General features: G+C 43.5%; 9 protein-coding genes and 3 tRNA genes. 8 read left to right on the top strand and 4 right to left on the bottom strand.

Going from position 1 to position 12355, the window contains the following annotated elements:
- Positions 1–17: 17 nt before the first annotated feature.
- The 3 genes from FTV29_RS05145 to FTV29_RS05135 all read right to left on the bottom strand — a co-directional run bounded on the left by FTV29_RS05145 (position 18) and on the right by FTV29_RS05135 (position 2725).
- Positions 18–107: transfer RNA gene (locus FTV29_RS05145), tRNA-Ser, on the bottom strand.
- A gap of 87 nt (positions 108–194) precedes the next feature.
- Positions 195–2231, bottom strand: a complete 2037-nt coding sequence (locus tag FTV29_RS05140) for an NADPH-dependent 2,4-dienoyl-CoA reductase (RefSeq protein WP_180075206.1) — start codon at positions 2229–2231, stop codon at positions 195–197.
- Positions 2232–2371: 140 nt separating this feature from the next.
- Positions 2372–2725 (bottom strand): hypothetical protein, encoded by a 354-nt coding sequence (locus FTV29_RS05135; RefSeq protein ID WP_100534377.1) that lies wholly within the window; start codon positions 2723–2725, stop codon positions 2372–2374.
- Between the two features lie 248 nt (positions 2726–2973).
- Between FTV29_RS05135 and argG the strand changes: the two genes are divergently transcribed.
- Positions 2974–4314 carry an argininosuccinate synthase gene (gene argG / locus FTV29_RS05130; protein WP_100328771.1) on the top strand — a complete coding sequence of 447 codons (1341 nt, stop codon included), beginning with the start codon at positions 2974–2976 and terminating at the stop codon, positions 4312–4314.
- 65 nt (positions 4315–4379) lie between these two features.
- On the opposite strand, the gene FTV29_RS05125 is transcribed toward argG, so the two are convergent.
- The gene (locus FTV29_RS05125; RefSeq protein WP_100328772.1) at positions 4380–5660 is read right to left on the bottom strand and encodes a diguanylate cyclase; all 1281 of its coding nucleotides are present in this window, start codon (positions 5658–5660) and stop codon (positions 4380–4382) included.
- 151 nt (positions 5661–5811) lie between these two features.
- On the opposite strand from FTV29_RS05125, the gene pyrC reads away from it, so the two are divergent.
- From pyrC to FTV29_RS05090, 7 genes are all read left to right on the top strand, one after another.
- Positions 5812–6846 carry a dihydroorotase gene (pyrC, locus tag FTV29_RS05120; RefSeq protein WP_034608601.1) on the top strand — a complete coding sequence of 345 codons (1035 nt, stop codon included), beginning with the start codon at positions 5812–5814 and terminating at the stop codon, positions 6844–6846.
- Positions 6831–7490, top strand: coding sequence for a ribonuclease T (gene rnt / locus FTV29_RS05115; RefSeq protein WP_034608604.1), 660 nt, complete (start codon positions 6831–6833; stop codon positions 7488–7490). Before pyrC ends, rnt begins: the two co-directional genes overlap by 16 nt.
- 20 nt (positions 7491–7510) lie before the next feature.
- Positions 7511–7586 (top strand) — tRNA-Glu (locus tag FTV29_RS05110).
- Positions 7587–7749: 163 nt separating this feature from the next.
- The gene (locus tag FTV29_RS05105; RefSeq protein ID WP_159138025.1) at positions 7750–10278 is read left to right on the top strand and encodes a TonB-dependent siderophore receptor; all 2529 of its coding nucleotides are present in this window, start codon (positions 7750–7752) and stop codon (positions 10276–10278) included.
- Positions 10279–10358: 80 nt separating this feature from the next.
- Positions 10359–10508: a hypothetical protein gene (locus FTV29_RS05100; RefSeq protein ID WP_167381251.1), complete on the top strand. Its 150-nt coding sequence runs from the start codon at positions 10359–10361 to the stop codon at positions 10506–10508.
- 209 nt (positions 10509–10717) lie between these two features.
- Positions 10718–10793 (top strand) — tRNA-Glu (locus tag FTV29_RS05095).
- Positions 10794–10905: 112 nt separating this feature from the next.
- Positions 10906–12318 carry an amino acid permease gene (locus FTV29_RS05090; protein ID WP_005096383.1) on the top strand — a complete coding sequence of 471 codons (1413 nt, stop codon included), beginning with the start codon at positions 10906–10908 and terminating at the stop codon, positions 12316–12318.
- Positions 12319–12355: the final 37 nt, after the last annotated feature.

The following is a 12355-nucleotide window of genomic DNA, read 5'->3' as shown; positions in this document are numbered from 1 at the left end:
TTGGGGTTTTTAAAATTTGGCGGAAGCGGTGAGATTCGAACTCACGGAGGACTCACACCCTCGTCGGTTTTCAAGACCGGTGCATTAAACCGCTCTGCCACGCTTCCATGGGCGCAATAATACGGCGCTTTTATGTAACTGACAAGTGAAAGTTACAGTGAATCTGATTAACTGCATATAGTTTCATCAAATCCCTACAATTTGGCGGCCAATTCGGCTCCTTCACGAATGGCACGCTTGGCATCCAGCTCGGCAGCCAGTTTAGCCCCACCAATAATATGATATTGTGCCAAGGTATTTTCCCCGGCAAGTGGTATCAAATCTTTTACCGACTCCTGTCCTGCACACACCACAATACTATCCACACGCAATAATTGAGCGTGGCCATCCACCTCAATCCATAAGCCTTCATCGGTAACAGATTTATATTGCACACCACGCAACATGCGCACCGCATGTTTTTTTAATTGGGCACGATGTACCCAGCCTGAAGTCTTGCCTAGGCCTGCGCCAAGCGGTGTCTTTTTACGTTGTAATAAATAAATTTCACGAATAGGTGCTTCAATTTCTGCACCTTGCATGCCGCCTTCACTGACATAATTTGGATTCGGGTCTACACCCCATTCACGTTTCCATTCATTCACAGGTTGCGGCTGTACCTGATGCGGCGGCTTTAACAAAAACTCGGACACATCAAAACCAATACCGCCTGCACCAATGACCGCAACACGATCTCCGACTGGCGCACCGCGTAGTACTTCTGCATAAGACAAGACTTGCGGTGCCTGACTGCCTTCGATCTTAAGCGCTCGCGGCACGACACCAGTCGCGACAATGACTTCATCAAAACCTTCACGTTCCAGCTGTTCACGGTTCACTTGGGTATTTAATCGCACATCAACGCCGGTTTTTTCCAATTGGACTTTAAAATAACGAATCGTTTCGTGAAACTCTTCTTTCCCCGGAATGACTTTAGCCAGATTAAACTGTCCACCCACTTCATGACTGGCCTCAAACAGCGTCACATCATGCCCGCGACTGGCTGCGACTGTGGCAGCAGACAGCCCTGCAACGCCACCACCGACCACTGCAATACTTTTGGCTTTTTTGGTTTTGACATAGACCAGTTCGGTTTCATAGCCGGCACGTGGATTGACCAGACAGGTTGCGCGCTGGTTTTTAAAGGTATGATCCAGACAGGCCTGATTACAGGCAATACAGGTATTGATTTCATCAACACGATTGGTCGCGGTTTTATTGACCCAGAAGGCATCTGCCAAGAATGGACGTGCCATCTGCACCATGTCTGCCTGGCCGGAAGCCAGAATTTCTTCAGCAGTATCTGGCATATTGATCCGGTTCGATGCAATGACCGGCACCGCCACGTGCTTTTTCACTTCAGCGGTATAATCGACAAAAGCTGCACGCGGTACAGAAGTCACAATGGTGGGAATACGTGCTTCATGCCAGCCAATACCGGTATTGAGTAAAGTAATCCCCGCCTTTTCCAAAGCTTTAGCCACGGTAATCACATCTTGCATGGTATTGCCATCATGTACCAGATCCAGAAGCGACAAGCGGAAACAGATAATAAATTTTTCGCCAATTTCCTCACGAATCGCTTTGACAATTTCTACGGCAAAACGCATCCGGTTTTCGATCGGGCCACCCCAACGGTCAGCACGCTGATTGACATGCCGGCTTAAAAACTGATTCAGCAAATAGCCTTCAGAACCCATGATTTCTACGCCATCATAGCCGGCTTTTTTGGCAATACTGGCCGTTTTCACATAATCCTGAATGGTATTCAGAATCTGTTTATCTGACATTTCACGTGGTTTAAAGGGAGAAATCGGCGACTTGATCGGGCTGGCCGAGACCACAAAAGGCTGATAGCCATAACGTCCGGCATGCAGAATCTGCAACAGAATTTTGGCACCATGCTTATGCACTGCATGCGTCACCAAACGATGCGGCGCAATGTCCCCCAAAGTATTCATGGTACCGCCCGCCGGTAACAACCAGCCTTGACGGTTGGGCGATATTCCACCCGTAATCAGCAGACCTACGCCACCCTTTGCACGCTCACCAAAATACGCAGCCAGTTTGGGATAATTATAAAAACGATCTTCTAGGCCAGTATGCATCGACCCCATCACCACCCGGTTCTTAATGGTGGTAAAACCCAAATGCAGTGGCTTTAAAATGTTGGCATAGCGCGTCGTAGTCATAACAAATCCCTGATTATATTTGGCTGAGCAAGTCATTCCCTTACTTTAACTGATTTTCAGTGGCTTTTTATGACCCGGAGTTCAGCATTTTCAGGCACAAATATCAATCTTTAGAAGAGGATCACTTTCTATTTGGCGGATTAATCCTGCCATTGTCGCGCGCTAGATTTCCATAATGCAATCACGCCCAATACTGTACCAATCGGAAAACTCAGGAGCATCAGGATGGCCATAATTCTGGATAAAGTCCGTCCTGAACCATTGCCCTGTTTGACCTTGATACTGGCCTGTATATTAAAAAATACCAGGCCGCCTAAAAGCAGCAGCACCATACCTAAACTCAGCGTAGAAATACTGGCTTGCTGATATTCCAGATATAAAAATACCAGTGTACTAAAACCAATCAGACCGGCATAAATCCCATGCAACAGTGCCAGCGTTTCATTCTTGGTTTTAGGATTTAAATTAGGTAAGGGTGGGATATGAGTCGCCATGCATTTATTCCTGTTTTATCTGAGTTTTTAACTTTATTCGGCTGAATATAGCGAATTTTTACTTTTTTAGCAGGATTCTGCTCAAAATCGTGCAATTTATGATTATTTAAGCCTATTGAATATAGATTTTAAAACGAGTTTTTCTTTTCTAAAGCAAACCTAAATAAATTAATGATACAATTGAGACAATATGTATTTTTTCAGGCCACCAATTCTGGCGTGCCTATTTCATATCATTAGGATGAACAATGTCTGATAATGCAACTATCTTGCAGAATGTCCCAGTAGGTAAAAAAGTTGGTATTGCCTTCTCTGGTGGTCTAGATACTTCTGCTGCTCTTTTGTGGATGAAACAAAAAGGCGCTGAACCTTATGCTTACACAGCGAACTTGGGTCAACCAGACGAAGACGATTACGATGCGATTCCAAAAAAAGCTGAAGCTTATGGCGCAGTAAAAGCACGCTTAATCGACTGCCGTTTACAGCTTGCATTAGAAGGCATTGCTGCAATTCAATGTGGCGCGTTCCACATTTCAACTGGCGGTGTTCCTTACTTTAATACGACTCCTCTTGGTCGTGCTGTTACAGGTACCATGCTTGTCACTGCCATGAAAGAAGATGACGTCAATATTTGGGGTGACGGTTCTACTTACAAAGGTAACGACATTGAACGTTTTTACCGTTATGGTTTGTTGACCAACCCTGCGCTTAAAATTTACAAGCCTTGGCTAGACCAAACCTTTATCGATGAGCTTGGCGGCCGTGCAGAAATGTCGCAGTTCCTGATCGACAACGGTTTTGACTATAAAATGTCAAAAGAAAAAGCCTACTCAACAGATTCAAACATGTTGGGTGCGACCCATGAAGCCAAAGATCTTGAATACCTGAATGCGGGCATCAAAATCGTGGATCCAATCATGGGCGTTGCCTTCTGGAAAGATGACGTAGAAGTTAAAGCTGAAGAAGTATCGATTACTTTTGAAGAAGGTTTCCCTGTTGCGATCAACGGTCAACGTATCGAAGATCCAGTTGAATTCATTCTTGAAGCAAACCGTATCGGTGGCCGTCATGGTCTAGGTATGTCGGATCAAATCGAAAACCGTATTATCGAAGCAAAATCTCGCGGTATTTATGAAGCTCCGGGTATGGCGCTGCTTCATATTGCTTACGAGCGTCTTGTGACCGGTATTCATAACGAAGATACCATCGAACAATACCGCATCAACGGTTTACGTTTAGGCCGTTTGTTGTACCAAGGCCGCTGGTTCGATTCTCAAGCGCTGATGTTGCGTGAAACTTCACAGCGTTGGGTGGCTAAAGCCGTGACCGGTACTGTGACTTTAGAACTGCGTCGTGGTAATGATTACACCATCATGAACACTGAATCTCCTAATCTCACTTATGAAGCTGAGCGCTTGACCATGGAGAAAGGTGATTCTATGTTCTCTCCAATGGATCGTATTGGTCAGTTGACCATGCGTAATCTGGACATTACCGATACCCGCGCAAAACTTGGCATCTATACAGAAACTGGTTTGCTTGCAGTGGGTACAGCATCTGCAGTGCCACAACTGAAAGACAAAAACTAAGTTTTGTTTTTGTTAAAAAACCGCTCTTGATGAGCGGTTTTTTTATGGATAGTTGTTCTTGATGTTTAAAGCATCGAGCCATTGGCGGTATCTGAGTTGACGGAACGAAGTGATTGATAATAAATCTGATTGCGCCCAAGCTGCTTGGCACGATACAACGCCTGATCTGCAATTCCCAATAATATATCTTTATCAGTATATGTTTCACCACGATAGACGGTAATGCCTAAACTGATGGTAATATGTTTCGCAACCAAAGATTTTTCATGGGGAATTTCCAGACGGTCAATCGCCTTGAAAATATTTGAAGCTACGGCATAAGCACCATGTGCATCTGTTTCTGGCAATAACACAACAAACTCTTCCCCGCCATAACGCGCCACAAAGTCCATATGACGGATCGCATTCTTGATGGTTCTGGCAATGGTTGAAATAACATCATCGCCTTTCTGATGCCCATAAAAATCATTATAGTTTTTAAAAAAGTCCACATCGATAAACAGAATCGCCAAGGCAGTGTCTTCACGACGGGCCCGTTCAAAATACACTTCAAGCGTTTCATCGAAGGTTCTCCGATTGGAAATCTTGGTCAGTTCATCATACTGGCTTAAATGTAATAATTCAGTGGTATGAATACGCTGGATCTGCTCACTGATTCTGGCCCGGATACTATATAAAAAAATCACACGCTCACGCGCGAAAATCATATGACTAATTACATAACCCAGTAAGCAACTCCCAATCAGAATTCGCCCAAAAACCAGCGGATTAAAGTCTATAGCCATGATTGATAATACAATAATGGTCGTTGCTGCAGCGACCAGTCCGGTGACCAGCATCTGTACAGGCTTAATACCGGTCAGGATATAACCCAGAATATAAATAATGGTGACGATTGCCATCGACTGGTGTTGTAACGCTGGGGTTTTAACCAACATCGTGATACAGGAAATCGACACCAGCATCCAGAATACCAGCAGCATTGAAGCTTGCGGAAAAAAGCGCTTGATCTTGGGTAAACAGGAAAACATATAAAAGAGAATTAATGACATACCGCCATTCAGTAGCCCGAACATAGACAGCACAAAATCATGCACGAAATATTCTTTACTGATAATCCAGTAATCTGTGGGGATCATCACCACCAGAAAAATAAAATAAGCCAATACCCCACCCCAAACATATTTTTCGACATGTTTGCGGGCACGTTCCAGATTTTTTGTCCAGAATTCCTGTTCCAGATGTTGAGGGAAGACCGGGCCTACACGCTGACTTTGGCGTGTAATTAATTCTTCTATGTTTTCCTTGTCATCTTGTAATTTCGCTAAACTGTACTTGTATTCCATTGCAAGTATTTATGTAATTTTTTTAGTAATTTTAAAATAACATACTTTTTCAAATTAATTTATAGATATCCCTTATTTTGTAGCGCTTTCTCGTTACCATTTTTGCTATAGATGGATTATCATTTGTTTTATTTGTTCGACTGAATTTGCCTTGAATACGATTACGATTCTCCAGCCAGATGATTGGCACGTTCACCTGCGTGATGGTTTAGCACTTCAACGTACTGTTCCCGATTTAGCCAGACAGTTTTCTCGCGCAATCTGTATGCCGAATCTGGTACCACCCGTTAAAACCGTTGAAGAGGCCAATGCCTATCGTGAACGCATCATGGCGCACGTACCTGAAGGGATAAATTTCGACCCGCGTATGGTGCTGTATTTCACAGACAACACCCCGGCAAGTGAAGTTAAAAAGATCAAAGAATCTGCGCATGTCAATGCCATCAAGCTCTATCCTGCGGGTGCAACCACCAATTCTGATAGTGGTGTCAGCGACATGAGCAAAGTGTATGGCGTAATTGAGCAGCTTGAAGAGCATCAGGTGCCTTTATTGCTGCACGGTGAAGTGACACATAATCATGTCGATATTTTTGACCGTGAAAAGCGCTTCCTGGACGAAGTCCTCGCACCCTTGCTCAGACAATTTCCCAAGCTGAAACTGGTGTTAGAACACATTACTACCAGCGAAGCAGCAAACTTTGTGCTTGAGCAAGACCGTAATGTCGCTGCAACCATTACGCCGCAACATTTATTGTTCAACCGCAATGACATGCTGGTGGGTGGCATCAAGCCGCATTTCTACTGCTTGCCAATATTAAAACGTCAAACCCATCAGCAAACCTTGCTGGAAGTGGCGACTAGTGGCAATCCTAAATTTTTCCTAGGCACCGACAGCGCACCACATTCAAAAAATGCAAAAGAAAATGCGTGTGGCTGTGCAGGATGTTATAGTGCGCCGACTGCCATTGAGCTGTATGCTCAGGCATTTGATCAGGTGGGTAAAATTGAACGTCTGGAAGGTTTTGCCAGCCACTTTGGTGCAGACTTCTATGGCCTGCCACGTAATACCAGCACCATTACACTGGTTAAAGAAGATCAAGTAATCCCTGAAAGTTTAGACTATTTGGATGGTGAACAGATTATTCCGCTCTATGCGGGTAAAACCATTCAATGGAGAAAAGTGTGACAAATGAAACCCTCCCAATCATTGGTCAACGTTTTCGTGGATTCTTACCTGTAGTTGTCGATGTCGAGACGGCAGGTTTTAATGCACAGACTGATGCATTGCTGGAAATTGCGGCCATTCCGATTGTTTATAATGAGGATGGCCAGTTTGTGCCGGGTCAAGCTTACCATGCACATATCAATCCTTTTGAAGGGGCCAACCTCGATCGCAGGTCACTGGAATTCATCGGCATTGATCCGTCAAATCCGATGCGAATTGCCATGGCTGAAGATGAAAAAACCGCATTAAAGCGTATTTTCAAATCGGTCAATGACGTGCGCCGTCAGCAAAACTGTACCCATGCGGTTTTGGTGGGTCACAATGCACATTTCGATTTAGGTTTTGTTCAGGCAGCAATTGCCCGTACCGGCACCAAAAACCAGAACCCGTTCCATAGTTTTTCTGTGTTTGACACGGTGACCTTGAGTGCGGTGATGTTTGGTCAGACCGTACTGGCGAAATCCTGTATTCAGGCCGGGATCGATTTTGATGGCAAAGAAGCTCACTCTGCGTTATATGACACACAGAAGACGGCTGAACTGTTTTGCTATATTTTAAACAAACTCGCGCCTCACCTGCTTGACACTCTGGTGGCGGATCAATAAGATACCGCCATCTTCTAAACGTTCCTATCGTCTAGAGGCCTAGGACATCGCCCTTTCACGGCGGTAACCGGGGTTCGAATCCCCGTAGGGACGCCATATATTTTCCTCCCTTTTCATATTTTTATTTTTCAGCGACTTAAGCTGCTTAAATCTTACACATTTAAAGCCCAATTAATGCAAATAATTCTCATTACTATTGATTATAGCAATCAAGTTAATGATAATCGCTTTCATTATCTTTCAAAGATTTAACCTTCTCATGCGTTTTGCCTACTCTTCACTTTCACTCGCTATATTGGCAGCTTTATCAACCTCTAGTTTTGCAGAAGAATCAAATTATCAAGAATCCATCCCTAATGAAGCTACGGTTAAGTTCAACACGATTATTATTGAAGCTCAGCAAGGAAATGAAGTTGGGAAAACGATTTATAGCAAAGAAGACTTAGAAAAGACGCCGAATAGCTCAAAGAATATAACTGATTTTTTAAAGGTGAATCCGAATGTGCAGTTTAGCCAATCACAGTTAGCAGCAGGCTCACAAGGTGAACTTAAACCCTCTGAAATTTCTATCAATGGTGCTCAAACCTTCCAAAATAATTTTATTGTGAATGGCGTATCCAATAACCTATTAATTAACCCTGCTGATGGTCCAAGTAACTACAATACATTTAGCACTGGCTCTCAAGCGATGGCTGTCAATACAGACTTACTGTGTGATTTGGAAGTACTCGACAGCAATGTTTCTGCTGAATATGGTCAGTTTACCGGTGGCGTGGTCAATGCAAAGACCTGTGCACCACAAACTGAAATTAGAAAAATTCATGGTACTGTCACATATGATTACACAGAAAGTGACTGGGCTCGCTTTAATGCTGTTAGCCCATTAGAAGAAGAGCTCTTTGAAGAGCCGACTGAAGCCTATCAAAAGGAATATACCAAACAAGGTTTAAGTGCCAATATTTATGGCAAGCTTTCAGAGCAATGGGGGTTTAATAGTTATGCATCAAAACGTAAATCTATTATTCCTGTAATGAGTGGTTTTGATGACCCGAAAAAAATCGATCAAGAACGCAGTAATACCAACATTGGTTCAACCTTCTTCTATAACCCAAGCGAGACAGTGAAAGCTAAATTTGGATTTGATTATGCTTTACTTGACAGCTTGAATTACGCTGAAAGCCGTCGCAACTCAGCCAGTACGCTTGACACAGAAACGACAACAATGTTTTCAGAGTTAGAACACCACATAGGATCTGTAACATTAACGCATAAACTCAACTTCCAAAGTGCTGATAATGTCCGAAACTCAGAAAACAACTATGGTTTTATTTGGCATTATGCTGAAGGCAGTAAAGATTGGACCGACTCAAAAACCGTATCTGAAGGTACGCTTTTTGGTCAGCTAGAACAAAATCAAACTGCGCTCAACTACGACTTAAAAGCAGCCTTTGATCCATTCAAAATTGGTACGACTCAGCATAAGATTACAGCGGGTACAGGATACACTCATGCAGAAGTGGATTGGAAACGTGCCTCTGATGTATATATGTCAAATGTTTCAGCTGTCAATATGAAAAATTTAGCTAACAATACCTGTTTAGCTGATGATGCTTTATGCGATGCGACACCCACGATTCAAGGTTGGACAGGACAATATGTCGCTGCAGGTTCATTGTATAAAGCTGGACAATTCTCTGCTCAACAAGACCGCTTCAATGCTTTCCTTGAAGACAACATTCAATGGAACGATCAATTATCGACCCGAGTAGGTGTCCGTGCCGACTACGACTCTTTAAGCGGTAATTTCAATATTTCTCCACGTAGTTCCGTGTCTTATAAGCCCTTTGCGAATGACAAACTGCAATTTTTAGCAGGCTGGAATCGTTACTATGGTCAGCAAACATTAGGCACCGAACTCAACGATGGTATTGGTGAGTTGATGTATAAATTCTCACGTGAGAATCCGCAGGCGGACTGGGTCACATCTGCAACGAACTCAGCAAATGCCACACGTCGCTCTGACCTAGACACACCATTTAGTGATGAAACTGTTTTGGGTATCAACACCCAATTACATTCTTGGGATTTAGGTCTTAAGTGGGTGAATCGCAAATACCAAGATGAAATTTCACGTACCCACACCGATATCCCAAAAGATGGTTTCAACTTCTCTTATGAATATAGCAATGATGGTCATGGTGAAGCCGACATCTACACACTCACATTAAAAAATCGTGAAGCTTTGAAATTCGCTAGTACACAGCATTTCATTGCTTTTGGTTTTGACTATAGCGATGTATTCCGCAGTTATACCGATTATACCGACAAATTCATAACCGCAGATCAAGATGAACTCGTGTCCTATAACGGTAAAATTATGCATTGGTCAGAGCGTCCTGCACAAAACTTCAACCAACCATGGACTGCCCGTGTAAATTGGGATATTGCTTTCGATCACGCACCAGTAAAACTTTCAAACTTCTTTAGCTATAAAGACAGTTACGACGATATGATCACAGTGACCAGTAAAGATGACAAAGTAGAATATGAAGGTAATCTTCTTGATACTTATATTGCTTCTGAAATTAAACCTAAATTTATCTGGGATATGCGTACAACTTATGATTGGAAACTTTCAAAAGATTTACATGCAATCTTTGGTTTAACTATTAACAATGTAACTAACCGCACCAACACGTATACCACCAAATCAACAATCGCAAGCAAACCAAGAGTTATGACTGAAATCGGCCGCCAGTTTATCGCCGATGTCACTTTCAAATTCTAAGTTTTATAGAGAGCACTCCGGTGCTCTTTTTAATTTGCTTAGGCTATAATTAATGCAATTTCGTACTTTGTCTATGTGCCATGTTAAAAAAGATCTTACTGGTTTTACTGATTTTAGCTCCTTCACTGCTTTATCTTTATATCGTGAACCGTGAAGAGAAAGTAGAAACACCTGTCGAGCAGACTGCTCCTGCGCATAACTCGACAGAATACCAAACACCCGATCATTAAAATCTGGCTGTTTTAAACTCCTGCCAGCCGCGGGAGTTTCATTTTCCGCCTAAATGACGAGCAAATAAGCCCAATCATTCGACTTATTTAAGCCCTCAATAAAATTAATGCATTACTCCTGTTTAATGTTTGAACTTTTAGCGCTTTTTTATATAAAAGCCTTTTGACAAAAACCAATTGAGTCCTTAATATACGCATCACCTCGCAACGTCCCTATCGTCTAGAGGCCTAGGACATCGCCCTTTCACGGCGGTAACCGGGGTTCGAATCCCCGTAGGGACGCCATCTATTGATCGCATACGATCAAGCCTTATTCAAAATCATTATTAATACATTGCAGATTTGTAGTTTTTCACTACAATAACTCGCTTCATTCTTCTGATTTTTTTCAACTCCTATGCACTCATCTCCGAATGATGCTACGCATCAGGGCAATTCTGCGCCTTTAAAACGCGCTATGAGTACTCGACATCTGGTCATGATTTCGCTTGGTGGCGCAATCGGAACAGGCCTATTTTTAGGGTCGGGTGAAGTCATTGCACAAACGGGGCCTGTAGGTGCCATTATTGCTTATCTCCTGGGCGGCATTATCGCTTACATGGTTATGCTCTGTCTGGGCGAACTTGCTGTTCATATGCCAGAATCTGGTTCATTTGGTGCTTATGCCAAACGTTATATTGGACCGGGTACAGGCTATACCATCACTTGGTTATACTGGCTGACCTGGTCTGTCACTCTGGGAACCGAATTTACTGCAGCCGCCTTGCTGATGCAGGAATGGTTCCCGGATATTTCCATGTGGTTATGGACCATTATTTTTGGTGTCTTTGTATTTAGCTTAAATATGATTTCGACCAAATGGTTTGCCGAATCCGAATTCTGGTTGGCACTGGTGAAAGTAGTCACTGTTGTTGCCTTTATTGTTTTGGGCTTACTGGCCATCTTTGGTGTTTTGGGCTATCAGGGCTACGAAGCTGCGCCTCTATTTACCAACCTGACGGCCCAGGGCTGGTTCCCTGAAGGTCTATTCCCGATTTTTGCGACCATGCTGATCGTGAACTTTGCCTTTTCGGGTACAGAGCTGATTGGTGTTGCGGCGGGTGAAACTGAAGATCCTGCGAAAAATGTCCCTAAAGCCATTAATACTGCAATTTTCCGCTTATTAATTTTCTTTGTGGGGACGATTATCGTGGTGACGGCCTTACTCCCACATCAGGAAGCTGGCTTGGCCGCTGAAGGTGTCAGTAGCAGTCCATTCGTAACGGTATTCCAGCACATCGGTATTCCTTATGCTGAAGACATCATCCGCTTTGTGATTATCACTGCGTTACTTTCTGCTGCCAACTCGGGCTTATTTGCCGCTTCTCGTATGATGTGGTCATTGTCCTACAGCAAACAGTTACCTGCCGTATTCTCAAGACTCAATGCTCGCGGTGTACCGTATATTGCAGTCATGGTGACCATGCTCGGTGCATTGCCAGGCCTGCTGTCTGAACAGTTTGCGCCAGAAACCATCTTTACCAACCTACTGGGCATTGCGGCGTTTACCATGGTGGTGGTCTGGATGAGTATTTGTTTAAGTCAGTTCAACTTCCGCCGGCAGTGGTATAAACAGGGTCGCACGGTCAAAGAACTGGGCTTTGCAGCACCATTGTTTCCGATTGTGCCGATTTTAGGCTTCGTGTTCTGTTTTATTACCTGTGTCAGTATGGTCTTTGATCCATCAATGCGCATCAGCTTCTTTGGCTGTCTGCTGTTTATTGCAGCCTGCTATGCCAGTTATTATACGTTCTACCATAACAAGTCTTAAGCATCAGCTTTAAAAGAGCGACTTCGGTCGCTCTTTT

Source organism: Acinetobacter sp. YH12254 (assembly GCF_013417415.1).
GTDB classification, from domain to species: domain Bacteria; phylum Pseudomonadota; class Gammaproteobacteria; order Pseudomonadales; family Moraxellaceae; genus Acinetobacter; species Acinetobacter pseudolwoffii.
The sequence above is the reverse complement of the archived record's forward strand: the minus strand, read 5'-3'. Positions and strand labels throughout refer to the sequence as shown.

Coding starts and splice junctions, on each gene's coding strand:
- FTV29_RS05140 (WP_180075206.1), bottom strand. CDS start 2,231: ATGACTACGACGCGCTATGCCAACATTTTAAAGCCACTGCATTTGGGT.
- FTV29_RS05135 (WP_100534377.1), bottom strand. CDS start 2,725: ATGGCGACTCATATCCCACCCTTACCTAATTTAAATCCTAAAACCAAG.
- FTV29_RS05105 (WP_159138025.1), top strand. CDS start 7,750: ATGCGTTTTGCCTACTCTTCACTTTCACTCGCTATATTGGCAGCTTTA.
- FTV29_RS05090 (WP_005096383.1), top strand. CDS start 10,906: ATGCACTCATCTCCGAATGATGCTACGCATCAGGGCAATTCTGCGCCT.
- argG (WP_100328771.1), top strand. CDS start 2,974: ATGTCTGATAATGCAACTATCTTGCAGAATGTCCCAGTAGGTAAAAAA.
- rnt (WP_034608604.1), top strand. CDS start 6,831: ATGGAGAAAAGTGTGACAAATGAAACCCTCCCAATCATTGGTCAACGT.
- FTV29_RS05100 (WP_167381251.1), top strand. CDS start 10,359: ATGTTAAAAAAGATCTTACTGGTTTTACTGATTTTAGCTCCTTCACTG.
- FTV29_RS05125 (WP_100328772.1), bottom strand. CDS start 5,660: ATGGAATACAAGTACAGTTTAGCGAAATTACAAGATGACAAGGAAAAC.